Genomic DNA, 25426 nt, shown 5'->3' with positions numbered 1-25426 from the left:
CCGTCAGGCTGCCTTTTCCTTGGCCTTGCGCGGCAAATGCGCAACGATGTTCTCGATGATGCGCATGCCGGCATTGTGGCCGAGCGTCATGATCGATTCCGGGTGGAATTGCACCGCTGCGATCGGCTCCTTGCGGTGCTCGAAGGCCATGATGACGCCGTCCTCGGTCTCGGCGGTCACCATGAAATCATCCGGCAGGCGCACCGGATCGGCGAAGATCGAGTGGTAGCGGCCGACGGTGACTTCCTTCGGCAGGCCGGAGAAGATGATACCCGGCTTCGAGACGCGGATACGCGACGGCTTGCCGTGCATGGGAATGTGCAACTGCCTGAGTTCGCCACCATAGGCCTCGGCCAGTGCCTGCAGGCCAAGGCAGACGCCGAAGATCGGCAGGTCGCGGGCGCGCGCTCGCCTGATGGTCGCCGCGCAGTCGAAATCCTTGGGCGTACCGGGTCCGGGCGACAGCACGACGAGATCGGGCTTCAGCCGGTCGAAGACTTCCTCCGGCACCGGCGTGCGCACGGTCGAGACATTGGCGCCGGTCTGGCGGAAGTAGTTGGCCAGCGTGTGGACGAAGGAGTCCTCGTGGTCGACCAAAAGGATGTTGACACCGTCGCCGACGCGCGCGGATGCGCGCTCGGTGCTGGTCGAATTGCCCGTCTTGGCGTCACGGATGGCGGAGAGCATGGCGGATGCTTTCAGTTCGGTTTCGGCTTCTTCTTCCTCGGGAATGCTGTCGAAGAGCAATGTAGCGCCGGCGCGCACCTCGGCGATGCCGTCCTTGATGCGGATGGTGCGCAAGGTCAGGCCGGTGTTCATGTCGCCGTTGAAGTTGACCATGCCGATGGCGCCGCCATACCAGGCGCGCGGGCTCTTCTCGTTCTGCTCGATGAAGCGCATGGCCCACAGTTTCGGCGCGCCGGTGACGGTGACCGCCCAGGCGTGCGAGAGAAACGCATCGAAAGCGTCCATGCCCTCGCGCAGCCGCCCCTCGATATGATCGACCGTATGGATCAGGCGCGAATACATCTCGATCTGGCGGCGGCCGATGACGCGCACCGAGCCTGGATCGCAGACCCGCGACTTGTCGTTGCGGTCGACGTCCGAGCACATGGTGAGCTCGGATTCGTCCTTCTTGGAGTTGAGCAGCTTGATGATCTGCTCGGAGTCCGAAATGGCGTCGTCGCCGCGCTTGATGGTGCCGGAGATCGGGCAGGTCTCGACGCGGCGGCCGTTGACGCGCACGAACATCTCAGGCGACGCGCCGATCAGGTATTCGTTCTCGCCCAGATTGATGAAGAAGGAATAGGGCGACGGGTTGATGGACTTCAGCTTGCGCGAAATCTCGGATGGCTGCGTCTCGCAGCGCTCGTAGAACATCTGGCCGGGGACGACCTCGAACAGGTCGCCGCGCTTGAAAGAGTCCATCGCCCGGCGCACCAGATTGGCGTATTCGCCGGGCTCATGATCGCCGCGCGGCGGGATGCGATCGGCGGTCTTGAACGGCTCGGCGATCTGGTCGCGCGGCAGGCCTTCGGTCGAAAAACCTTCGCCCGCATAGTCGTAGCGGTCGGTCCAGGCCTTGGCCGAATAGTGGTCGACGACCAGGATCTCGTCGGGCAGGAACAGCACCAGGTCGCGCTGGCTTTCCTTGCGAACCAGCGTGTGGTCGACCGGGTCGAACTGGAAGGCGAGGTCGTAGCCGAAGGCGCCGTAGAGGCCGAGATTGGCATCTTCGGCCGTCTTGAACAGAGCGGTGATGGCGCGCAGCACGGTGAAGACCGAGGGAACGCGGCTGCGTTCCTCTTCGGTGAAGACACGGCCGGGCTTGGCGACGTCGAGGCGGATCAGCTTTTTCGAAGTCTCGGCGATCGTGACCTCGGAGAGACCGCCGAGCGTCCTGCCGATGACCGGCAACAGTGCCTCGCCACGGCCGTTCAACGCCTCGATGCGCATGGCACGGCCGCGCGCGGAGATGACCAGCGGCGGATCGATGATGGCCGTGTCCCAGCGCGTATAGCGGCCGGGATATTCGTAATTGGAGGAAAACACCGCGCCCCGACGGGAATTCAGCCCATCGACATAAGTGTCGATCGCCCCTTCATAGGGCCGGTCGTGGCGCACGCGGGTGATGGTGATGCCACCCGCCGTCACGAAGCTTTCAGCGCCGTTTTCCAGAACCTTCAACGTCATTGCCGTCTCCATCAGCTACTTGGGCAACGGACCCGGGAATGGCTTGAAAAAAACAAATGGCCGCCCGGACATTCCGTTGCGGCCACCTCTCTTTTCACGCGCACGCGTTCGAACAGGCCGCTGTCAGCAGGCCCACCACCAAATGGTCTTGGTCGAACGCATGTTCATGGCGATTCCCTTAGCGGCGATTGGGCGGCGGCGCAACTGGATTCGACGGAGGCTCAGTCTTCCAGCGTGCCCGACCTGGCGTCGCCGCTCTTCCTGTCGCCGACCAGTTTCAACAGGTCCTCGCCGGCGCGGATGATGCGGCGCGAGCGCCGCGTCAGGATGATGCCGTCCTGCGGCGCGAACACTTCGGTGCGGCCATCGGCTTCGCCCGGTGCGTGGACGATGGTGGCGAGGCGCGCGCCCTTGGCGACGCGGTCGCCGGGCTTCACGTCATAGAGGACGGCACCGGCACGGGGTGCGGGCATCATGTCGATGTTTTCCAGCGGCGCCGCGACCCCCGTGAACGGGCCGGGTGCGGGGAGGGTGGTGTCGGATATCACGCCGCGCATCGCCAGCAGCCGGTAGAGGCCTGCCGCGTCGGCCGAGGCGAGCGCGCCATCGACATCGAGGATGCCCCGATATTCGACGGTGGTGGCGACGCGCCTGTCAAGCTTCGCGACATCGGCTGATGCGTTCTGGTAGGGCATGATCGAGGCGCCCTCGAAAGTGCCGTCGGTGTCCTCGCTCCACAGCACGACGGCATCGACGCCCATGGCGGCGGCGCAATCGGCCATGGCTGGCCAGAGGCTGGAGTGGACATAGAGATAGGCAAGGCCCTCGTCGTCGCAGTGCAGGTCGAGCACGATGTCGTGGCCGAGCGAAAGCTGCACCAGGCGCGACTTCAGCCGCTGGTCGGCGCCGCCAAAGGTGGCGTCTGGCAAGAGCCTGGCGTCGGGCGCGGCCAGCAGCGGAAAGCCGCGGTTGAAGTTGGTGCGGGTGCCCAGATGAAAGCGGCCCTGGTGCTCGCCGAAATGATATTGCGCGCGGCCGATCGGGTTGGCCCAGGGCACGATGGTGATGTTGCCCTTGATACGACCTTCGGCCTCGGCCTTGCTCAACATCGGTATCAACGCATCGATGGCGACGACGCCCGGCAATTCGCCGGCATGGAGTGCGGCCTGCAGGTAGGCCGACGGGGCCGCCTTGTCGGCGCCGGTGAGACGGAACACCGGGAATTCGTAGGAAACGCCGTCGCTGTCGCCGGCGATGCGTTCAATCGATTTCTGCATGACGTTCTCCATCAAAAGCGAGAAGACATGCCCATTTGAAGGTGCCGATGTCGATTGGTCCAGCCCGCCGCGCTATGGGCGCAAGAGTAGTCTTTTGCCTTGCCGCATGTCGTTGTCCCAAAACCGCTGCGCACTTTTGGGAGGACAGGCAGTTATTCGGCGGCAGGCTGGAGGGCGGCGACCGGCGCGCGCCTGTCCAGCGCCTGCGACAGCACCGCGACGCCGACCGCCAGCAGGGCGAGCACCGCGCCGACCAGCGGCAGATTGGCATAGGAAACGCCCGCGGACAGCGCCACGCCGCCGATCCAGGCGCCCCCGGCATTGCCGACATTGAAGGCGCCCTGGTTCAGCGTGGCGGCAAGGTTCGGTCCTTCGGACGCTGCCTCGACGACACGGATCTGCAGCGGCGGCACGACGACGAAGATGAGCAGGCCCCACAGGAAGACGATGCCGATGGCGACGCTGGCGATGGCGCCGAACTGCATGAAGCCGACGAACAGCAGGGCCATCAGCAGCAGTGTGCCGATCACCGTCGGCATCAGTTTCCAGTCGGCCAGCCTGCCGCCGATGATGTTGCCGATGGTCATGCCGGCGCCGAACAGCAGAAGCACCCAGGTGACCGCCGCTGTCGACAGGCCCGACACGTCGGTGAGGTAGGGTTTGATATAGGTGAAGACGGCGAACAGGCTGGCCGAGGTCAGCGCCGCGATCAGCATCGCCAGCCATACTTGCAGCTTGCCCAGCACGCGGACTTCGGCGCGCAGACCGCCGCCGCTCGGTTCCGTGACATCCGACGGCACCAGCCAGGCGATGGCCGCGACCGAGATCAGGCCGATGCCGACCACGGCCAGGAAGGTGGCCCGCCAGCCAAAGGCTTCGCCGAGCGCGGTGCCGGCCGGAACGCCGAGGATGTTGGCGAGCGTCAGGCCGGCGAACATCAGCGCGATGGCGCTGGCGCGCTTGTTGCGCGGCACCAGGCTTGCGGCGACGACCGAGCCGATGCCGAAGAAGGCGCCCTGGCCGAAAGCGGTGAAGACGCGCGCCGCCATCAGCAGCCAGTAATTGGGCGCGATGGCGCAGAAGAGGTTGCCGACGACGAACAAAGCGGCCAGCCCCACCAGCACGGGCTTGCGCGGCAGATGCGCGGTGGCCATGGCCACAACGGGCGCGCCGAAGACGACGCCCAGCGCATAGCCCGTGACCAGCAGTCCGGCGGCCGGGATCGTCACGCCGAGATCGGCGGCGACCTCCGGCAGCAGGCCCATGATGACGAATTCGGTGGTGCCGATGCAGAAGGACGCAATGGCAAGCGCAAGGATCGGCAAAGGCATGGGAGGTCCAGACTGAATCGGTTCAATTTCAGACTGCGCGAGGATCCCTGCCGAGCACAACGTCTATTGCCGCAATGCAGCAATGCAGAAAGTCGGGAGCTTGACGAGAGTGGCTCAGGCCAGCGGCTTCAGCTCCTGGGCGATGGTGGGCAGCAGTTCCGAGACATTCGGGTGAATGTGCATCGCGCGCGCCAGCGTGTCGACCGGCGCCTTGGCGTACATCAGGTCGAGCACGCAATGCACCGCCTCGTCGCCGCCCGGGCCGAGCACCGAGCAGCCGAGGATCTCCCTGGTGTCGGCGTCGACCAGGATCTTCATGAAGCCTTGCGTCTCGCCCTTCTCGACGGCGCGGCCGACGCGCGTCATCGGCCGCTGGCCAACAAGCACGCGGCGTCCGGATTTCCTCACCGCCGTCTCGGTCATGCCGCAGCGGCCGAGCGGCGGGTCGATGTAGAGCGCATAGGCCTCGATGCGGTCGCTGATCCTCCGTGGGTCATTGTCGAGCAGATTGGCGGCGACGATCTCGTAGTCGTTGTAGGAGGTGTGGGTGAAGGCGCCTTTGCCGTTGCAATCGCCCATAGCCCAGATGCCGGGCACGCTGGTGCGCAGCTGGTCGTCGACAATGACGAAGCCGCGCTTGTCGACCTCGACACCGGCCCTGTCGAGGCCGAGGTCATCGGTGTTGGGAGTGCGTCCCAGCGCCAGCAGCACATGCGACCCTATCGCGGGCGGCTGGCCGGCGGAGAAAGTCACGGCAATGTCCTCGCCCTGTCTGGCGAAGCCGATGTCGTCGGCGCCGACATGAACGGCGATGCCTTCGTTTTCGAGGATCGACAGGATGACGGCCGAGACGTCCTCGTCCTCGCGGCCGGTCAGGCGCGGGCTCTTTTCGATGACGGTGACGTCCGAGCCGAAGCGGCGGAACATCTGCGCGAATTCGAGCGAGATATAGCTGCCGCCGACGATGATGAGGTGGCGCGGCAGCACGTCGAGATCCATCATCGAGGAATTGGTCAGGTAGTCGATGTCGTGGATGCCGGGCAGGTCCGGAACCGAGGCACGGCCGCCGGTGTTGAGGAAGATTTTCGGCGCGGTCAAAAGGTCTTCGCCGACGCGCACCGTGTTGGCGGATTCGAAGCGCGCGTGGCCGCGATAGAGCGTGCAGCCCTTCATGCCGGCGATCCAGGTCTCCAGATTGCCGCGGGCGTCGTTCGTCACCTTGTCCTTGCGCGCCTTGATCCTTTGAAAGTCGACCCCGACCGGACCGGGAAGGGTCACGCCATAGTCGGCGGCGCGCCGTGCCAGATGCGCGGCATAGGCGCTGGCGACCATGGTCTTGGTCGGCATGCAGCCGGTGTTGACACAGGTGCCGCCGACCAGCTTGCGCTCGACCAGCGCCACGCTCATGCCGGCGGCCGTCAGCCGGCCCGCCAATGGCGACCCCGCCTGGCCGGCGCCGATGATGATGGCGTCGAAGGTTTTCGTCGTCATGCAACCGCCGCCACGATCAGCAGCCCGCCGATGATCGCCACCGCGTCCTCGATGAAGGCGGCGGGCGGGTCCTTGCCGAAGGCGGCCGCCAGCCGGCCGCGCGCTTCGGCGCCACCGAGCGTGCCGATGACCGCGCCGATGGCGCCGGCGATCAGGCACACGATGGTGGCGCCGCCGGCCGCGCCGATCACCGCGCCAGAGAAGGCGCCGAGCAGGATGCGGGCGCCGAACTGCTGCGGCACCTTGCGGCTTGGCGTCGACGGCAGCTGGTCGGTGACCAGTTCGACGATGGCCAGGATGGTGAAGATGCCGACAGCCGCCCAATGGCTCATGAAGCTCGCCCAGGTGCCGGCAACCGGCAGCCAGCCGAGATAGGCGCCCCAGGCGACGGCGGCAGGTGCCGTCATGGCGCGCAGGCCGGCAATGACGCCGATCAGAAGTGCAAGAATGTAGAGCATGGTCGATCCCCCTCGATCCCGGGCCGGGACGGCCCTGAGACGGCAGGCTACCATAGGCCGGATATTTGACTAGGCCGTAGACTCACAAGCGTGCAAACGTAGCCGGGCTGGAAGCGCCGAGCGAACATGCTCGGCTCCATGAGTCAATGTTTCAGTTGACTGATGGTGCGTTGACCGCAAATTGCGCGGCGAAAGCCCTGATATAAGCGGGTCGTGCTTCCCCGCGCGCGACATAGGCAGCCAGGTTTTGATACTCGTCCAGAATGCCTGACATTCTCAGTCGCAGCAGCACCGATACCATCAACAGATCGCCGGCGCTGAACGCATCATCGAGCCAGTCGGCGACGCCCAGATGAGCCGAGAGCCTGTCCAGCCGGGCGCGAACACGGTCCTTTACCAGCGGCAGGCGCTCCTCGCTCCAGGGCTTGTCAGCTTCGAAAATCCTTGCCGTGGTCAATTCGAGGACCGGCGGCTCGATGGTGTTCAATGCGGCAAACATCCACGTGATCGCACGCGCGCGGGCATCGCGCTCCTTCGGCAGCAGCCCCGCATGCTGCTCGGCAAGATGAAAGACGATCGAGCCGGTCTCGAACAGCGAGAGAGAACCGTCCTCATAGGTGGGGATCTGGCCGAAGGGGTGGATGGCCAGGTGCTCGGGCGCCTTCATCCCCGCGAAGGAAACAAAACGAACCTCATAGGGCTGCCCCACTTCTTCCAGCGCCCAGCGAACGCGCGTATCGCGCGCCAGTCCCTTGCCGCCATCGGGCGATCGTTCAAACGCCGTGATCGTGATCGTCATCGCATCCGTTTCCTTGCTTGGGCGAATTTCCTCGGCTTCCTATCGAAGGACGAATGAGGTACCCGGAAATCGACAGCGGTCTTGAACTATTTTCATCGCCGGAACAGGCCGCGAATGGCCGCTTGCGATCAAAGGTCATGATCTTACGGTGACCGCAAGGCGCGCAAATTTCGGCCAATCCGGATTATAGGCTTACGGCTTGGTCCTTGCCTCGGCGCTTTTCTGTTCGGGTCAACTGTGCTTTGGCAGTGATCTCAAACGGAGGCACTGCCATGGCTGTGAGCGAACGTGCGAAAATGGCGGCCGGCGAATGGTATACGTGCCTGGATGACGATCTTGGCGCGTTGCGCGCCGTGGCCGCGGATGCCGTGTTCGCACACAATACGCTGCCGCCCCGTCAGCGCGGGAACCTCGGGCCAGCCCTGCGGACACTGCTGGGCGGCGTGGGCGAGGGCGCCCGCATCGAGGCGCCTTTCCATTGCGCCTACGGCTTCAACATCTGTCTCGGCGACGGCGCCTTCCTCAATGCCGGCTGTACCATCCTCGATACCGCTTCGGTGCGCATCGGCAAAGGGACGCTGCTTGGCCCCAATGTGCAGATCTATTGTGCCGAGCACCACAAGGAGCCGGCAGGTCGGCAGGCGGGACTGGAGATCGCCAGGCCGGTCACGATCGGCGACAATGCCTGGATCGGCGGCAGCGCCGTCATCCTTGGCGGCGTCAGCATCGGCGAGGGCGCCATAGTGGGAGCCGGGGCGGTGGTGACGCGCGACGTGGCGGCGAACACGACCGTGGTCGGCAATCCGGCGCGGGTGATCAAACGCGGTTGAGGGTGCTTTCGTCGGCAATCAATGCGACAGGGCGCGCGCCTCGTCCCGCTCGCTCCGCCTGGAAAATTCACGCCGGTACTGCGCCGGTGACGTCCTGAGCCGCGCGGAAAAGTGCTGGCGCAGCGATGTGGCACTGCCGAAGCCGGCCTCGAAGGCGACGATGTCCATCGATTTCTCCGTCGCTTCCAGCAAGCGCTGCGCCAGTTCGACCCGCTGGCTGGTCAGCCAGTCGCCAAAACTGGTGCCGATCGATTTCTGGAAGCGCCGGGTGAAGGTGCGCCGCGTCAGGCCGGCGGCTTCGGCGACGCTGTCGAGGCTGTGCGTTTCGCCAAGCGTCGCGCGAACCGCGTCCAGCGCCCCGGTGAAGCGGTCGGCCTTGGCGCTTTTTGCCACGGGGCGTTCGATGAACTGCGCCTGTCCACCCTGCCGGTGCGGCGAAAGCACGACGTGCCGCGCGAGCCGCAGTGCCGCCTCCGCGCCATAGCGGGCACGCACGATGTGCAGGCAGCAGTCGAGCCCGGCGGCGACGCCGGCGGAGGTGACGATGTCGCCGTCATCGACATAGAGCACGTCGGCATCGACCGAAATGTCTGGGTGGAGAGCCCGCAACTGCTCCGTATAGGCCCAATGGGTGGTGGCTTTTCGGCCCGAAAGCAGGCCGGCGGCGGCGATGCCAAAGGTGCCGAGACACAGGCCCACGATCAGCGCGCCGCGCCGGTGGGCGCGGCCGAGCGCGTCCTCGAGCGGTTTGGCCAGAGGCGCCTCGAGATCCTTCCAGCTCGGGATGATGACCATATCGGCGTCCTCGAGCGCGGCAAGCCCGTGCGGGACCAGGATGCTCAGCCCGGCATCGGTCCGGATCAGCCCTTCCTCGATCCCGCAGACACGGAAGTCGAAGCGCGGCAGGCCAAGGCCGGTGCGGTCCGCGCCAAACACCAGGCAAGGCACGGAGAGATGGAACGGGCTGATGCCGTCGAAGGCGAGGACGGCGATGATCGGAGCGGTCATGAGGCGATTTTCCAGTGTGAATGCGGATTGTCCCAATTCTTTCGAATGATGTCAATCGGGCCACTTTTGACTGCCCGCCAACCATCCTATTTTCGGTCCGTCGCATTCAAGCCGGAAGGAAAACACCATGTCTGACCTAGCCAACACCGCGCCGCGCCGGGCGCTCGTCGTCATCGACGTCCAGAACGACTATGACGGCGGCAACCTGGCCATCCAGCATCCGCCGTTCCGCGACAGCGTCGTCAACGTGACACGCGCCATGGATGCCGCCGCCGCTGCCGGCATCAAGGTGGTGGTCGTCAAGCAGATGGCGCCCGAGACGTCGCCGATCTTCGCCAAGGACAGCCATGGCGGCGAACTGCATCCCGAGATCGCCAAGCGTCGTCGCGACCACTATGTCGAGAAGAATTTGCCGAGTGCCTTTACCGGCACCGATCTCGAGGCCTGGCTGCGCGCCAACGCCGTCGATACGATCGCGGTCATCGGTTACATGACGCACAATTGCGACCTGTCGACCATCATCCACGCCGTGCATATGGGCTTCGCGGTCGAGTTCCTGTCCGACGCAACCGGTTCGGTGCCCTACGCCAACAGCGCCGGCTATGCCTCGGCCGAGGAAATCCATCGCGTGGTGAGCATCATCCTGCAGTCCCGTTTCGCTGCCGTGCTCAAGACCGCCGAATGGATCGACTGCCTGAAGACCGGCACGCTGCCAGAACGCGACACCATCTACGTGTCCAACCAGCGGGCACTGGCGCGCAGCGCCGCGTAGCACGATCCGCAAACAAAAAGGGCGCCGCGGCGATGCGGCGCCCTTTTCAATTGTCGGGACAAAGGATCAGAACAGGCCTTCGATCTGGCCGGCCTCGTTGAGGAAGATCTTCTCCGACGACGGCTTGCTTGGCAGGCCAGGCATGGTCATGACCTCGCCGCAGATGATGACGACGAAGCCCGCGCCGGCCGAAAGCCTGACCTCGCGCACCGGCACGGTGTGGCCGGTCGGCGCACCGCGCAGGTTTGGATCCGTCGAGAAGGAGTACTGGGTTTTGGCCATGCACACCGGCAGATTGCCGTAGCCGGCCTGCTCCCAGGCGTGCAACTGGTCGCGCACCGACTTGTCGGCGATCGCCTCCGAGCCGCGATAGATTCGCTGCACGATGGTGTTGATCTTCTCGAACAACGGCATGGCATCGGGATAGAGCGGCGCGAACTGCGAGGCGCCGGATTCGGCCAGCGCCACCACCTTGTTGGCGAGGTCCTCGATGCCGGCAGAGCCCTTGGCCCAGTGCTTGCACAGGATAGCCTCTTCGCCCATCGAGGCGACATAGTCCTTCATCGCCTGAATCTCGGCGTCGGTGTCGGAATAGAAGTGGTTGATGGCAACCACCGCCGGCACGCCGAACTGGCGGATGTTCTCGATGTGGCGGCCGAGATTGGCGCAGCCCTTCTTCACCGCCTCGATGTTTTCCTTGCCGAGGTCTTCCTTCTTGACGCCGCCATTCATCTTCATGGCGCGCACGGTGGCGACGATGACGGCTGCCGCCGGCTTCAGGCCCGCCTTGCGGCACTTGATGTCGAAGAATTTCTCGGCGCCAAGATCGGCGCCGAAGCCGGCTTCGGTGACGACGTAGTCGGCGAGCTTCAGCGCCGTAGTGGTGGCGACGACCGAGTTGCAGCCATGCGCGATATTGGCGAACGGGCCGCCATGGACGAAAGCCGGGTTGTTCTCCAGCGTCTGTACCAGGTTCGGCTGCATGGCGTCCTTGAGCAGCACGGCCATGGCGCCGTCGGCCTTGAGGTCGCGGGCGAAAACCGGCGTCTTGTCGCGGCGATAGGCGACGATGATGTCGCCGAGGCGCTTTTCCAGATCCTTCAGGTCGGTAGCGAGGCACAGGATCGCCATGACTTCGGAGGCGACGGTGATGTCGAAGCCGGCTTCGCGCGGGAAACCGTTGGCGACGCCGCCGAGCGAGGCGATGATCTCGCGCAGCGCGCGGTCGTTCATGTCCATGACGCGGCGCCACACCACGCGGCGGGTGTCGATGCCGAGTTCATTGCCCCAGTAGATGTGGTTGTCGATCAGCGCCGACAGAAGGTTGTGCGCCGTGGTGATGGCGTGAAAGTCGCCGGTGAAGTGGAGGTTCATGTCCTCCATCGGGACCACCTGCGCGTAGCCGCCGCCGGCGGCACCGCCCTTGACGCCGAAATTCGGGCCGAGCGAGGCTTCGCGAATGCAGACGATCGCCTTCTTGCCGATGCGGTTCAGGCCGTCGCCGAGGCCCACGGTGGTGGTGGTCTTGCCTTCGCCGGCAGGCGTCGGGTTGATGGCGGTGACGAGGATCAGCTTGCCGTCCTTGTTGCCCTTTACCGACTTGATGAATTCGGCTGAGATCTTGGCCTTGTCGTGGCCGTAGGGCAGCAGATGCTCGGTCGGGATGCCGATCTTCTGGCCGATCTCCTGGATCTGCTTTTTCTTGGCGCCACGCGCGATCTCGATGTCGGACTTCACTTCGGCCATGACGGCTTTCCTCTGGATTGGACGGTGGAGGGGACGGGGTTGATGTCTCTTGCAAGAAGGCTGGAACCGGACGCGCGGGCATCTAACCCTGTCGCTGCGGTTGCGTCAACTTTCATGCAACTATGTTTCCTATAGAGAAAATTCCTCTGCGGCGGGCCGACCTATCCCCGGTTCTTTATGGCTCCGCTTGCCGCGCCGTATAGAAGCCAGAGCAGGGACGCTTCCGCCGTCTCAAAACAGCCGCACAATGCACGGAATGCGACAGACGCGACGGCGCAAATTCGCCATCTCTGATGCATGTCGTTCTCCCAAAACCGGGATCACTTTTGGGCGACATGCATTGGGCCGTCGCTGCCCGCCAATGCCGTTACTGCGTCAGTACGTTACTGATTTCGACCATGTTGGAGCGCACCCGCAGGATGTAGAAGCCCATCGTCGTCAGATGCGTCGGCAGCAGCCAGCCGTCCTCGCGACCGTTGGCGATGATGAAGGGCTGGATACGCAGGGCCGACACGAACTGCGCGTCCATCGTATCCCAGAGGCTCTGCAGGTGCTTTTCCTTGAGGACGTCCTCAAAATCGGCCTGGGCGCCCTTCATAAGGCCGTAATAGGCATAGAGCTGGCCATAGGCGAACCAGTAGCGGTCGTCGGCGCGGGTGTCGAACCAGCCATTGTTGTGGTTCTCGGCGCGCTCCTTGAGGATGGCGGAAGTCGAGCCGATGTCACTGGCGATGCGGTCGATATACTGCTTCAGATTGTCGGCGCGGGCATCGAAAGTGGCCTGACAGGTGGCGAGCCGGGCATTGAACGAACGCAGCTTGCGCACCGCGTCGCGATAGTAGCTCGGTGTCGGCGTCTTCGGCCCGAACGGGCTCACGCCGAAATACCAGGTGTATTCGTCGAACTGCAGATTGCCGCGCGCGTCCTGCAGGTCGGCGTCGATCTGCGAGGTGGTGCGGACGCGGCCGAGATTGTCGGCAAGCTCGGTCGCCGTGCGCCGCACCGCCTGGTTGATGCCGCGCTGGAAAGAGGCCTTGTTGTCCATCCACGGGGTGTTGTCCCAGTCGATGCCGAACAGGCCGAGCTTGTAGAGGATCATCGACGAAATCCAGGCATTCTGGTTGACGTTGAAGTCCGTCAGGTCCGCCGCTACTTGGGCGATGCCGGAGTTGCCGCAAGTCTTGGCCGTGTCCGTGCCGGTCCCGGCGGCCACCTGCTCACCGGCCGAAACATTGCGCTTCTCGAACGTATAGGTGTCCGGGTAGTTCGGGTTGAAATTGTTCCACCACTGGGTGGCGTAGAAGAAGTTGGCGTAGAGGCCGATCAGTACCAAAAGGGCCAGGCCGACTATCGCCTTCAGGATCCAGCCGCGCTGACCGTACCAGCGCCCGGCCCACATGAACGGCCACAGGATCACGCCGATCAAAAGGCCGATGCCGCGGCCGATCCACTGGAAAATCCCGGTGAAGAAGTTCACGATCGGATCGAGCATGGCGATGTCACCCCCCAACATGATGCCAAAAAGTTGCAGACTTTTTGGATAACATCATGCACCAAAACAACAAGTTAGAACGGAATGACGGTTCATTTCGTTCTAGTCGGTCAGGCCGTAGAGGCGTGTGCGAAACGCCACCTTGTCCTTCAAATATGTGGTTTTCAGAACGTCCACAACATGCGATCGCCAGGCGTCGCTGAAGCCGTCATAGTCCTTGTAGAAGCCGTCCTTGTTGAAGATGTAGCGCGAGACGAAGTCCGACGGCACGAAATCCGAGATCAGCCGGTTGGTCAGCCAGGCGTCGGGGTGGTCCGGTTTGGCGCGGACCACCAGGAAGCGCTGCTGGGGGAAGACATCCTCGATCTTGAGGTGGCCGAGCTGCGCGATCTCGCGCTTGGCGGCGTTGAGAAAGGGAAAATTGCCGTCCTTGGTGATCAGGTCGGCGTGGCTCTGGATCCAGGTCTGCAGCCAGACCTTGTCGACATCGGTCAAATTGCGGTCCGGCTCGGCGTCGCGGATCAGCGCGCGCACCACCATTTCGGCGCGATGCTCGAGGTAGCCCGAGGCCTCGATCCAGGAGGCGCGCGGCAGTTCGATACGGCCGGTGGCTGCCAGGAATTTGAACACCTTGTCGGCATCCTTGATCGAGAGATAGCTCACCTGCCAGGGCCGCGAGCGGCGGAAGCCAGGAGCGGCCGGATCGCTGATCACCGTCGTCATGTCGGGATCGACGAACACGTAGAGCCCGCCGAAATGGCTGGTCCAGTAGGCGTTGTGGCGGAAGATCACCTGGTCCGGCACCAGCGCGTTCTCGCGGATGTCGCCGCAGACCTTGGCGAGTTCGACCATGCGGGTCAGCATGGCATTGTCGCGCCAGGCGTCGGGCTCCTGCTTCAGCCGGTCGACGAGCTTGCCGAGTTCCGCGGCCTTGCCCAGCACGTCTTCCGCCGACAGCACCTTGAACTCGACCTGGTTGATCGACAGCAGATCCTCGATGTCGTTGACCTTGGGAACGGAATCCTCGATCTCGCCGTAGATGACGTCCTTGATGGTCAGCGCGTCGATGGCGCGCTGGTTCCTGGACATGAACTCGAACATCAGCTGCGAGGTGTTGGAGAAGGCGGTGTGCACCACCGGCAGGTCGATCTGCGACGGCGTCAGGATGATGAAGCGGCGGTTGACCTCGTTGGGGTCGAGATAGTCGTAGTCGCCACACTCCTCGGCCACTTCGGGAGAAAAGCCGGTGCGGTCGATCTGGAAGCTCTTCAGCTTGGTGGGCTTGAGGCCGAAAGCGGCCAGCGCCTTGTTGTAGCGCTGGATGAGATGGGCTTCGTCGACGGGGAGCAGACGCCCGTAGATGAGCTCGTTGTCGCGAAGGAGGTCGGGTTTTTTGGTGGTCATCTCGAGAAGTCCGAGAAATTTTGCCTCACAAGATGAAGCGCCAACGCCGACGTCCCCCTCTCCCCGTTCTTCACGGGGAGAGGGTAAGGGTGAGGGGCGGCGCCGACAGTCAAGGATATGTCTCCCCATAGCTTCTTGCAGCGATGAATCGAAGCTCACTCGTCTCGATATGACGATCGAGGCGCTGTTCGATAGCTGCCAATATCGTCTCAAGCACCGCGTCTCGCTCCTTTAATACGTCGACGTTCCAAAAGCGGAGTACAGACCAATCATTTGAAACCATGAAGCGATCTCTCGTCTGATCGTACTTGCTGTCGACATGCTGTCTGCCGTCGACCTCGACGACCAACTGGCTGTCCCTGCAAGCAAAATCAGCAAAGTAGTTGCCTATCGGAAACTGTCGCACAAATTTGTGGCCGTTCAGCCTGCGTCCGCGCAACTCCATCCAAAGCGCGTTCTCGGCGTCGTTGTCCGACTGGCGTAGACGTCTCGCCCGCCCTGTTGTTTCGATTTCTGGTCCACGCATGCGCTGCCCCTGACCCTTACCCTCTCCCCGTGAAGAACGGGGAGAGGGGGGCGTCAGCGCTGGCTCCTTGTCCTTCAACGGCGCGAAGGACTGTCCATTGGCGTGACGACCGAACATTACGCATTCCACAGACCCTTCTTCTTCATCTCCTCCATCTCACGCGCGGCGCGTTCGCGCAGCCTTGCGTCACGCAGCAGCTTTTCCACCGCGGCATCGTCGGATTTGTCGGAATACCGGAACTCGCTGTCGGCGTAGCGGTTGATCTCCTGCATGACCATGTCCATCGAGAACGGACCGCGCAGGTCCTCGATCATCGCTTTCTTGTCGTCGTAGCTCTTGTGCATGAAGGCTTCCGGCTTCTCGAACCAGTCGTCGGGAAGCTCGATGTCCATGGCGCGCATCTTGATGGCGTCGGTGACGTTCTTGATGGCGCGGCCGGTGAAGCGCGGTTCGGCATCCTTGATCAGATGCAGGTAGGTGCCGATGTCGGCCATGGTCCTGGGCGCGCCGTTTTCCTTCATGTAGCGCTCATAGACCCGCATCAGCCCTTCCTCCTGCGGCTTTTCATGCTCCTCATAGGCCTCGGTCACGGCGCGCTGGATTTCCTGCGCCGCGTATAGCTCGTGCTTGCCCAGAGGGATCTCGTGGTTCTTGCCGGCGAGCAGCACGAAGATGTCGATATAGTCGTCCCGCGTCTGCGGCCCGTCGACCAGCCAGCGGGCGCCGGCGCGCTGGCGCAGCGCGTCGTCGACGTTTTCCGGGTAGTTGGAGAACATGCCGAACGAGCAATTGCCGCGCACCACGGTGGCGGCACCGGCGAAGGCATCCATCAGCACGCCGGTGATCTCCTGCTGGCCGGCCGAGGCGCGGTCGTCGGAGCGTCTGGCGGCCACCTGGTCGATGTCGTCGATGGTGCCGAAGCCGATGACGCGCGGGTTCAAGACATTGTTGATGAACTGGCGGCAGTTCTGGCCCGACTTGCCCTGGTAGGACGAAATCTGGTCGACGCCGAAATTCTCATAGGCGAAGGGATAGCCGGCAACCTGGCAATAGCCGTTGACGAGGCCGGCGATCATCTGGATCAGCGTCGTCTTGCCGGTGCCGGGCGCGCCGTCGCCGATGAAGGTGAACAGGAAGCCGCCGAGTTCCACGAAAGGGTTCAGCTCGCGCTCGAAATCATAGGCCATCAGCATCTTGGCGAGCTTGACCGACTGGTATTTGGCGATGTGGTTGCCGACGACCTCTTCCGGCGTCTTGAAGGTCATCACCAGCGGCTTCGAGCGTTTGCCCGGCGCGACATCGAAGCCGTCGAGGGTGAAGTCGTCGGCGTCGATGCGGATATGGGCGTTCTCGAACGGGCCGATGCCGTCGAAGCGGCCCTTGCGCGCCAAAAGCCCGTCGATGGCGACGCGGGCAAAGGCACGCTCCCTGGTCATCAGGTCGGTGTCGTCGGACGAGCCCGCTATTGCCTTGTCGAGGCCTGCCAGGATCGACTTCACCGCATCCTGCGGCGTGTCGAACAGGAAGTCGGGTTCCGGAATGTCGTTTGGCGCCTCGCCGTCGCTGTCGATCAGCTGGAACAGATAGGACGACAGGCTGAAGGCCGAGATATAGGCCGAAGCCGACAGCAGTTTCTTGAAGGCGGACGCCTCGTCGCCTTCGAGCGGGGCGCGGGTGTTCCTGGCCTGCAGGCTCTCGAGATCGGAGCCTTCGGCGAACACGTCCGATACCGCAAGCGCGATCGCCGTGCCGCGCCGGGCGCGATAGAGCAGCGTGTGCTGCGGGATGGTCAGCAACTGGTCGTCGGGATGGACGGCGCCGACGGTCTTCGACAGCTCGACCTCGCGCGTGCGGCGCACCGAGCCGACCGAAACGGTGGAGACGAAGCGCCGGTTGGTGCCGGCGAGTGCGGTGCCGGATTCGCGCGAGGGATCCTCCAGCACCACGATGCGGGTGATGAAGCTCTGCGCGGTGGCGCGGTGCTTTTCGATCGCCGCTTCCGGAATGGTGGTCAGGCCGGTGTCCATGGTCAGCTCCTTATCGGGATTACTTTCCCGGCTTCCGCAGAACGATCCTGCGCCTGACGCGCTGCGTCCAGATAGATGTCCAAAGTCTGATCCAGCCTTTCGAAAAGCAGCTTGTCGAAAGCAATGTGCCCGCCGCCGCTCTGGTCGATCTCAAGCGCTGCAATGTAATCGGGGCGATCTTCCGGGCGGATCGCTACCGGCGGGTATCCACCGCGTGCCAACACCAGATTCATCAAAAGGCGCGCTGTACGTCCGTTGCCGTCGTTGAACGGGTGAATGGCGACAAAGCGCCGATGAGCCTCGAAGGCAGTTCGTGGCGTGCTTGGCGCTGCGCTCAACCACCGGCAAAAAACCTCCATCAGCGCTGGAATCTCCACGGGGGCGGGAAAATTGAATACGCCGACATTCGTATTCACGTAACGAGCGCTGTCGGCGTATTGGCCGGCTATCTCCGGCTTGGAATTCGCCACGACCAGATGATGAAGATTGCGGATGTCCGCCTCCATGATCGGATGGTCGTCCTTTGAAGCGATTTCGAGTACCCAACTCAATGCGCGCGCGTGGTCGATTGCCTCGAGGTGATCCTTGAGCGGCTTGCCACTGATCGTGATGCCTTTTTCCAGAACGAGGGCTGTCTCGCCCGCCGTCAGTGTATTTCCCTCGATCGCGTTCGACGTGTACGTTATGTCGATACGCTGGCTGTGTTCCAAGCCTTCCAGGGCGCCGGGCCGAACTCTCCTCTTGAGCGCATCGAGCTGCCGCTTCTTGCCGGATATTTTAGCTGCGGCGGTCATTGCTGGCGCCTCGGTGCTGTGTGGTTTTCAATGACGCAAAGCAGGTTCCTAGACATCCGATATCACCTGTCCATTCGACAGGATGTGAACCTTGTAGCCGGCAAAAATCTTCTGTGCTTCGCCGGCGGCGTAGAGCGCCTGGTAGGCCTCGTGCGGGATCAGCGCGTGGTTTTCGTAGCTCGATACGCCTTGGCGCGCGGCCTCCAGGTCGTCGGTGTTGATGAAGAATTCCTGCGTCGTCTTCTCGCTGGAGAATAGGCCCCTGCGGCCGGGCTTCTCGCCCTTGGAGTAGACCTCCTGGATGGTCCAGGTCAAAAGCCAGGCGTTTTCCGGCTTGCGCACCTTGGCCAGCACTTCCGTCACCGTCGAATTGTTGTCGGTAATGCCTGCCGAATAGAAGGGGCCGAGCACCACGCGCCTCAACTGCTTGGGGTGCAGTGGCTCGAAATCCTTGTCGAGGTTGACGGCGATGGTCGCCGGCGACAGCGTATAGGCCGAGTTCTTCTCGGTGAAATCGTCGAAACGGTGGGCAAGCTCGGGGTTGAGCAAGCCGTCGACCGGCAGCGGAATGTCGACCTTGTCGTTGAGCTTGCCGCTCCGGTCGACAAGCTGGCTGACCATGCTTTCCGAGGAATCCTCCACCGTCACCATGTAGATCAAGGGCAAGTTGGCGCTGCCGTCGAAGGTCGCCCAGTGGACCAGATAATAAGGCCGCGCCGTCTTCGGATTGACCGACACCTTGGCTGTCTGCGCCAGCGTGAACGGACCGAAGGTCTGTTCGCTCTTGACGTCCTCGAGATAGAGCCGCTCGGCCATCGATTTCTGCAGCGCCTCGGGGAACGCCTTGTGGCGCAGGATGAAGTCGGCCATCTCCTCGCGCAGTTCGCCGGCCAGCGGGATGTTGGCAAGGCGTGCATCAGCCTGCCGGCGGTCGTTCTCCAGTTCGAGCAGGTTCTGGAACACCGGGAAACCGCTTTCGGCGCGCGAAATGCGGAACGTGTCCATGAAGCCCAGCCGATTGCGCCAGCAGGAGAAGGACTTGTCGAGCCGGGCGATGTATTCGGCAACGATCCTGGCGACGATGCCGTGCCGGTAGAGCGGCGAGCGGTCGTCGCGCATGAACACTTCAAGGCCGCTAAGCGCGGCCGTGATTGCCGAGAAATACCGCGCCGCAGCGTCGTTTTCGGGGGTCATGCTGTCAGCCCTGGGATTGTCGCACCGGTGCGCGCGGCAATTATGACTGCACGTAGTTGGCCGAATTGTGCTTCTTCAGCACCTCGTCGAAGCGGCGGGCGAAGGCATCGTCGGCCAGCTTCTTGCGGCGCTGGATGTCGGCGCTGGCCACCATGTTCTTCTCGTGCATCTCCAGCAGGTCACCAATGTGCTTCTGCGAGGCGGCGCCGATGCCGGCCATGGTTTCCTCGGCGGTGTTGTCGACCTGGCTGCCCAGCGTGTTGATCTTGTGGGCGACGTCCTGCTGGGCGGCGGTCTTCAAGGAATCTTCCAAAGCCTTGTACAGCACGATGCGCTGCTCGGTATCGATGGTCAGCTTGTTGATCAGCGTCGACTGCGCGGCGATCTGGTTGTTGAGCGAATCGACAAAGGTCTGGAACATCGAGGTGTAGCGCTCCAGCGTCTGGCTTTCGGCCAGCAGCTCCTGCTCCTTGGCCTGCTTTTCATTGTATTCGGTGGCGAGCTTGGAGCGCTCGCCCTCGAGCTGCGTGCGGTCCTTCTGGCTGGTCGAGGCGGCGATCTTGTTCTCAATGTCGAGCAACATCGGATTGAGCTCCTCGATGCGCTTCTGCACGGCTTCGAGGTTGGTCATGGTGGTCTTGCGGCGTTCGATAACCTGCGACAGGCTGGCCTCGGAGGTCTTGTAGCGCTGGTCGAGAACTTCCTTCTGCGCCTTCAATATGCCGACGATGGTGTCGGACTTGGCCAGCAGTTCCTGCAAATTGCCGGCGAGCGACATGTTGCGCACGCGGTCGGTGCGCATGCGCTGCTTGCGCTGCGCCGAAAAAACGCCGACGAAGTTTTCCCAGCCGGTATAGTTCTTCATGCTCTCGAACTCGGCGCCGAAGACATTGGTGGCGTCCTCGAGCCCGATGATCAGGTCGGCGATGTTGCCTTCCATCACCTTCTGCTGCTTCAGCACATCCTCGATGCGGGCGTTCTCGATGTCGAAATTGGCGTCGCCAATCTTCTTGTCGGCGGTTGCGAGCGTGTCGAGCACGGTGCCGGATTGCTCGATCTTGGTGCGCATATCCTGGACGACCTGCTTGGTCTTGGCAATTTCGGCATCGAAATTCTGCAATGTCGCCATAGGGGCCTCCCGCTTCGGCTTCCGCTCGCTGGTTGCGAACAGCGGCGAATATATGTGGGGTATCAGGGGATTGAAAGACGTGAAGAGAGTGCGCGGCGCGAAAACAAATATTCGGCCGAACCCTTGAATGGTAATGGAGCCGTGGTCATGGCGGGATCAACTGGCCGGCCAAGCCTGGTTCAGCTGATTTTGAACTTTCATGCCGGCAAAGCAATCAGTCGACGCCGAAGCGGATCGTTCTGAAACTCGACAACAACTGGCGCTTTGCAGCCCCGACCCGGCGCGCACAAGTCGCCCCGTCCGACAACGAACGGCTGCTCAGGGCTTGGGATCGGCTTTCAGATAAGCGATGACGTTGGCGATGTCGTCGTCATTGCCCAGGCCGCCAAAGGCCATCCTGTTGCCGGGCACCTTCAGCTTGGGCGATTTGAGGTATTCGGCAAGATTTGCCTCGTCCCACACGAGACCGGCAGCCCCCGCGTTCTTCATGGCATCCGAATAATGGCCGAGGAAGCTTTCGGCGGTCCCCGCCTTGCGGCCGACGACGCCCATCAGATGCGGGCCGACCTTGTCGTGGTCGGTCGCCGCCTCATGACAGGCCATGCACCGATTGAAGACATGTTTGCCCAGGATGGGATCGCCTCCGGCCCGGGCGGCAAGGGAAGTGGCAAGCAAAAGAAGGCTGGCGGACAAGACGGCTCGAAGCATGGCTGACCCCGGAGAGTTCTGGCTGAGCGCGTGAAAATACGGCGCTGACCTTAACAAAGGCACCATAGAATGGCGTGGCTGCAAGAGGTGGCAGCCGGCTACCCGAGGCCGACGTCCAGCGGGCCTTCGTTTCAACCGCTGACGAAGCCGATGAAGTCGTCGGGTGCGGCGCGGCCCATTTCCTCTTCCCAGTGGCGGCGGCAGAGCGAGACATAGACATCCTTGCCGATCGCCACCTGTTCGCCCTGCCGGGCCACCTTGCCGTCGGGACCGAGGCGCACGACCATGGTCGCCTTGCGGCCGCAGCGGCAGATGGTGCGCACTTCGCGCAGATCGTCGGCGATCGCCAGCAGCGCGCGCGAGCCGGGAAACAACTTGCCCTGGAAATCGGTGCGCAGGCCATAGCACATGACCGGGATGTTGAGCCGGTCGGCGATGCGGGCAAGCTGCCAGACCTGCTCCTCCTCCAGGAACTGCGCCTCATCGACGAAGATGCAATGCACCGCCGTGTGCTGGTGATGCTCGGCCACGCGGGCGAACAGGTCGTCGCCGTCCCGGAACATCTCGGCTTCCGTCTCCAGCCCGATGCGCGACGAGATCAGGCCGGTATCGCCCTTGCGGTAATGGCCGGCGACGAACAGCATCGTCGTCATGCCGCGCTCGCGGTAATTGTACGATGCCTGCAACAGCATGGTCGTCTTGCCGGCGTTCATCGTCGCGTAATGGAAATAAAGCTTGGCCATGCCGCCCTTTAAGGTCTGTTCATATTCAGGTGAGGCCGGCCTGCAAAAGGCGGTTCCTGCGCTTCCGGTGCTCGCGTACTCAAAGTACGCTCCGCTCCGGTTCTCGGAGCCCACCATTTTCGGTGCGGCCTGACCTGAATCCAAACAGACCTTAAGCCGACTTGCCGCCGCGCGGGGAGGGGCCGCCGCCGCATTCCCCTGAAAAAGCCGCCGTTGCCGAGGCAGATTGCGCTTAGGCTTGGCACGGAAAGCGTCAGCGGTGTCGCTGATTGGCCAGCCAGCGCCGTTGATCGTGATTGTCTTAGCGCTTGAAACCACTCCAGAATGGTGTTTGGCTGACGAAACAAGGCGGACACAAAAACCGTAACTTCGCTTCGCCAAAGAATCGCAATGGGAGAATACAGATGTCGCGTATGAATTCCTTCGTCGCCGGCCTCGGCTTGGCGGCCTTCCTGTCCACGAGTGCCGCCTTCGCCGGCGATCCGGCAAGCTGCAAGGCGGTTCGCCTCTCCGATGTCGGCTGGACCGACATCCAGGCCACCACCGGGCTGGCCTCGGTGCTGCTCACCGCGCTCGGCTACGAGCCGCAGGTGATCCAGCTCTCGGTTCCGGTGACCTATGCGTCGCTGAAGAACAAGGACCTCGACGTCTTCCTCGGCAACTGGATGCCGTCGATGACCAACGACATCAAGGACTACACGGCCGACGGTTCGGTCGAGACCGTCAGCCAGAACCTGGCCGGCGCCGGTTACGGCATCGTCGTGCCGACCTATGTCGCGGATGCCGGCGTCAAGACGCTAACCGATCTCGGCAAGTTCAAGGACAAGTTCAACGGCAAGATCTACGGCATCGAGGCCGGCAATGACGGTAATCGCATCATCCTCGACATGATCAAGAACCCGAAGGACAATCTCGACGGGTTCGAACTGGTCGAATCCTCGGAGGCCGGCATGCTGACGCAGGCCGAGCAGTCGATGAAGAACAATGAGTGGATCGCCTTCCTCGGCTGGACGCCGCATCCTGTGATGGGCGCCATGAAGATCACCTATCTCGACGGCATGGGCGACAGCGGTTTCGGCGCCGCCACCGTCTCGACCAACGTGCGCAAGGGCTACACGACCGAGTGCCCGAACGTCGGCAAGTTCATCACCAACCTGAAGTTCAATCTGGATATGGAAGGCCAGATGATGGACGCCATCCTGAAGGGCAGCGATGCCAACAAGGTGGCAACCGACTGGCTGAAGAAAAACCCGGATGCGGTCAAGCCCTGGATCGCCGGCGTGACCACCTTCGACGGCGGCGACCCGGCGGCGGCGGTCAAGACCGCGCTCGGAGGCTGAGCCGGCTTTGATTTCGGCATGACCTCAAAAACAGGGCAGCCACTGGAAAAGGCTGCCCTTTTTCATATGCTGTGAGAAGATGACCGTCCGGCAAGGACGGCGCAGGCCAAAGAGGGGCAAGATGGATCCGATTTCCAAATTCCTGATCGATTACAAGATTCCCATCGGGCCCTGGGGCAAGGCTTTCTTCGGGTTCCTCACCGACCATTTCGACACTGTGTTCAGGGCGTTCTCGAATGGCCTGAATTTCATCCTCGACGGGCTGGTCAACATCCTGCTGATGGTGCCGCCGGTGCTGCTCGCTTTGGTGATCGCCATCGTCGCCTGGCTGCTGCAGCGCTCACGGCCGCTCGCCATCGGCGTTTTCCTCGGCCTGATCTTCATCATCAACCAGAATCTCTGGAAACAGACGGTGCAGACGCTGGTGCTGGTCGTGGCCGCCGCCGCCATGGCGATGGCCATCGGCGTGCCGCTCGGCATCTGGGCGGCGCACAAGCCGAAGGTCTACCGCGTCATGCTGCCGGTGCTCGACCTGATGCAGACACTGCCGACCTTCGTCTACCTGATCCCGGTGCTGACGCTGTTCGGCCTTGGCAACGCGCCCGGCCTCATCGTCACCATCATTTTCGTCATCCCGACCGCGGTCAGGCTCACTCATCTCGGCGTCGTCTCGGTGCCGAAGTCGATCATCGAGGCCGGCGAGGCCTTCGGCGCCACCAAGAGCCAGCTGTTGTGGAAGGTCGAGCTGCCTTCCGCACTGCCCACCATCATGGCGGGCCTGACGCAGTCGATCATGCTGTCGCTGTCGATGGTGGTGTTCGCGGCCCTGATCGGCGCCGGTGGCCTCGGCACGGAAATCAACCGGGCGCTCGGTTCGCGCCGCATCGACCTTGGCCTTGAGGCCGGTCTCGCCATCGTCGTGCTCGCCATCGTGCTCGACCGGATGACCCGCATTGGCGTTGGAGGCAAGAAATGACCGTCGCCGTCGATTTCAGGAATGTCGATATCGTCTTCGGCGCCGACCAGGCCGGCTCGCTGGCGATGATCGACAAGGGCGCTACCCGAGCCGAGATCCTCGAGAAGACCGGCAATGTGCTCGGCTGCGCAGGCGCCAGCCTCACCGTGCATGAAGGCGAAATCTCGGTGCTGATGGGCCTGTCGGGCTCCGGCAAGTCGACGCTGCTTCGCGCGGTCAACCGGCTCAACGTGGTGTCGCGCGGACAAGTGCTGGTCAAGGACGGCGACCGTACGGTCGACGTCGTCACCTGCGACGAGCCGACCTTGCGGCGGCTGCGACAGAAACAGGTGGCGATGGTGTTCCAGCAGTTCGGCCTCCTGCCATGGCGCACGGTGGAAGAGAATGTCGGCCTCGGTCTCGAACTCGCCGGCGTGCCGGATGCCGAGCGCAAGGAGCGGGTGCATCGCCAGCTCAAGCTGGTCAACCTCGATCAATGGTCGAACAAATACGCCCATGAGCTTTCGGGCGGCATGCAGCAGCGCGTCGGTCTGGCGCGCGCCTTCGCGACCGAGGCGCCTATCCTGTTGATGGACGAGCCGTTCTCGGCTCTCGACCCGCTGATCCGCACCAAGCTGCAGGACGAGCTTCTGCAACTGCAGGCGGAGCTGAAGAAGACCATCATCTTCGTCAGCCACGACCTCGAGGAGGCCCTGAAGATCGGCAGCCACATCACCATCATGGAGGGCGGCCGTATCGTCCAGACGGGCGCGCCGGAAGACATCGTGCTGCGCCCCGCCAACGACTATGTCCGCGACTTCATCGCCAATGTGAACCCGCTCTCGGTGTTGACCGCATGGAACGTGATGCGCGACCGCCGCGATCTCGAACAGGGCACGGACGGCTGGGTGTGGCTCGACCGACGCAAGACGACCCGTTTCAAGATCGACGAGCACGGGCTGGTGGCGGCGGCCGAACGCGACGGCAAGCCGGCGGTGTGGACGTCGTGCACCGGGATAGAGGGCCAGCCCGAAGAAGCAGGTCAGGTGTTCTGGGCCAATCCGGGCACGTCGCTGAAAACCGTGATGCTGGCCATGCACCGCTCGCAGACGGCGCCGGTGGCGTTGTTCGACGACCAGTCCCGCTTCGTCGGCGCCATCGGCATCAGGGATGTGCTGAGCGCGGTGCTGCGGCGGTAGAGGCCCCAAG

At 63.1% G+C, this 25426-nt stretch carries 22 protein-coding genes; 5 read left to right on the top strand and 17 right to left on the bottom strand.

Features of this window, described 5'->3' with window-relative positions; all coding sequences use genetic code 11:
• Positions 1–3: 3 nt before the first annotated feature.
• The 6 genes from EN851_RS11095 to EN851_RS11070 all read right to left on the bottom strand — a co-directional run bounded on the left by EN851_RS11095 (position 4) and on the right by EN851_RS11070 (position 7549).
• Positions 4–2193, bottom strand: coding sequence for an anthranilate synthase (locus tag EN851_RS11095; RefSeq protein ID WP_127278958.1), 2190 nt, complete (start codon positions 2191–2193; stop codon positions 4–6).
• A gap of 221 nt (positions 2194–2414) precedes the next feature.
• Positions 2415–3470, bottom strand: coding sequence for a succinylglutamate desuccinylase/aspartoacylase family protein (locus tag EN851_RS11090; protein WP_135929227.1), 1056 nt, complete (start codon positions 3468–3470; stop codon positions 2415–2417).
• A gap of 152 nt (positions 3471–3622) precedes the next feature.
• Positions 3623–4801, bottom strand: a complete 1179-nt coding sequence (locus EN851_RS11085; RefSeq protein ID WP_135929226.1) for an MFS transporter — start codon at positions 4799–4801, stop codon at positions 3623–3625.
• Between the two features lie 114 nt (positions 4802–4915).
• Positions 4916–6292 carry an FAD-containing oxidoreductase gene (locus EN851_RS11080; protein ID WP_135915172.1) on the bottom strand — a complete coding sequence of 459 codons (1377 nt, stop codon included), beginning with the start codon at positions 6290–6292 and terminating at the stop codon, positions 4916–4918.
• Positions 6289–6750 (bottom strand): DUF4126 domain-containing protein, encoded by a 462-nt coding sequence (locus EN851_RS11075; RefSeq protein ID WP_135915173.1) that lies wholly within the window; start codon positions 6748–6750, stop codon positions 6289–6291. Before EN851_RS11075 ends, EN851_RS11080 begins: the two co-directional genes overlap by 4 nt.
• A gap of 151 nt (positions 6751–6901) precedes the next feature.
• Positions 6902–7549: a glutathione S-transferase family protein gene (locus tag EN851_RS11070; RefSeq protein ID WP_135929225.1), complete on the bottom strand. Its 648-nt coding sequence runs from the start codon at positions 7547–7549 to the stop codon at positions 6902–6904.
• Between the two features lie 272 nt (positions 7550–7821).
• Here EN851_RS11070 and EN851_RS11065 point away from each other — a divergent pair, with 272 nt between their 5' ends.
• The gene (locus EN851_RS11065; RefSeq protein WP_135929224.1) at positions 7822–8379 is read left to right on the top strand and encodes a sugar O-acetyltransferase; all 558 of its coding nucleotides are present in this window, start codon (positions 7822–7824) and stop codon (positions 8377–8379) included.
• Between the two features lie 18 nt (positions 8380–8397).
• On the opposite strand, the gene EN851_RS11060 is transcribed toward EN851_RS11065, so the two are convergent.
• Positions 8398–9387: a helix-turn-helix domain-containing protein gene (locus EN851_RS11060; RefSeq protein WP_135929223.1), complete on the bottom strand. Its 990-nt coding sequence runs from the start codon at positions 9385–9387 to the stop codon at positions 8398–8400.
• A gap of 127 nt (positions 9388–9514) precedes the next feature.
• Here EN851_RS11060 and EN851_RS11055 point away from each other — a divergent pair, with 127 nt between their 5' ends.
• A complete protein-coding gene (locus tag EN851_RS11055) occupies positions 9515–10159 on the top strand; it encodes a cysteine hydrolase family protein (protein ID WP_135929222.1) in 645 nt (214 codons plus the stop codon).
• Between the two features lie 66 nt (positions 10160–10225).
• Here EN851_RS11055 and EN851_RS11050 read toward each other — a convergent pair whose 3' ends face one another.
• The 10 genes from EN851_RS11050 to EN851_RS11005 form a co-directional block, all read right to left on the bottom strand.
• Complete coding sequence (locus tag EN851_RS11050) at positions 10226–11905, bottom strand: formate--tetrahydrofolate ligase (RefSeq protein ID WP_127869788.1); 1680 nt, start codon at positions 11903–11905, stop codon at positions 10226–10228.
• 367 nt (positions 11906–12272) lie between these two features.
• Positions 12273–13397, bottom strand: a complete 1125-nt coding sequence (locus EN851_RS11045) for a DUF2333 family protein (protein ID WP_127279963.1) — start codon at positions 13395–13397, stop codon at positions 12273–12275.
• A 102-nt stretch (positions 13398–13499) separates the two neighbouring features.
• Positions 13500–14801, bottom strand: a complete 1302-nt coding sequence (locus EN851_RS11040) for a DUF6638 family protein (RefSeq protein WP_135929221.1) — start codon at positions 14799–14801, stop codon at positions 13500–13502.
• 109 nt (positions 14802–14910) lie between these two features.
• Entirely contained in the window at positions 14911–15327 is a 417-nt protein-coding gene (locus EN851_RS11035; protein ID WP_135881460.1) for a DUF559 domain-containing protein, read from the bottom strand.
• A 116-nt stretch (positions 15328–15443) separates the two neighbouring features.
• Positions 15444–17354 (bottom strand): ATP-binding protein, encoded by a 1911-nt coding sequence (locus EN851_RS11030; protein ID WP_135929220.1) that lies wholly within the window; start codon positions 17352–17354, stop codon positions 15444–15446.
• Positions 17355–17356: 2 nt separating this feature from the next.
• On the bottom strand, positions 17357–18148 hold the full coding sequence (locus EN851_RS11025; RefSeq protein ID WP_127281006.1) for a Fic family protein: 792 nt from the start codon (positions 18146–18148) through the stop codon (positions 17357–17359).
• Between the two features lie 48 nt (positions 18149–18196).
• Positions 18197–19342 (bottom strand): hypothetical protein, encoded by a 1146-nt coding sequence (locus EN851_RS11020; RefSeq protein WP_135881228.1) that lies wholly within the window; start codon positions 19340–19342, stop codon positions 18197–18199.
• A 40-nt stretch (positions 19343–19382) separates the two neighbouring features.
• Entirely contained in the window at positions 19383–20471 is a 1089-nt protein-coding gene (locus EN851_RS11015) for a hypothetical protein (RefSeq protein ID WP_027143401.1), read from the bottom strand.
• Between the two features lie 318 nt (positions 20472–20789).
• A complete protein-coding gene (locus tag EN851_RS11010; RefSeq protein WP_127869783.1) occupies positions 20790–21179 on the bottom strand; it encodes a cytochrome c family protein in 390 nt (129 codons plus the stop codon).
• Between the two features lie 131 nt (positions 21180–21310).
• Positions 21311–21922, bottom strand: a complete 612-nt coding sequence (locus EN851_RS11005; protein WP_127278094.1) for a thymidine kinase — start codon at positions 21920–21922, stop codon at positions 21311–21313.
• 404 nt (positions 21923–22326) lie between these two features.
• On the opposite strand from EN851_RS11005, the gene EN851_RS11000 reads away from it, so the two are divergent.
• The 3 genes from EN851_RS11000 (at position 22327) to choV (ending at position 25416) form a co-directional block, all read left to right on the top strand.
• Positions 22327–23262, top strand: coding sequence for a choline ABC transporter substrate-binding protein (locus EN851_RS11000; RefSeq protein WP_135929219.1), 936 nt, complete (start codon positions 22327–22329; stop codon positions 23260–23262).
• Positions 23263–23383: 121 nt separating this feature from the next.
• Entirely contained in the window at positions 23384–24238 is an 855-nt protein-coding gene (choW, locus tag EN851_RS10995; RefSeq protein ID WP_135881225.1) for a choline ABC transporter permease subunit, read from the top strand.
• On the top strand, positions 24235–25416 hold the full coding sequence (gene choV, locus EN851_RS10990) for a choline ABC transporter ATP-binding protein (RefSeq protein WP_127869780.1): 1182 nt from the start codon (positions 24235–24237) through the stop codon (positions 25414–25416). Before choW ends, choV begins: the two co-directional genes overlap by 4 nt.
• Positions 25417–25426 lie beyond the last annotated feature (10 nt).

Source organism: Mesorhizobium sp. M8A.F.Ca.ET.208.01.1.1, assembly GCF_004791315.1.
Classification (GTDB): domain Bacteria; phylum Pseudomonadota; class Alphaproteobacteria; order Rhizobiales; family Rhizobiaceae; genus Mesorhizobium.
Note: the sequence above shows the minus strand (reverse complement) of the source record. Positions and strands in the feature narration are given on the sequence as shown.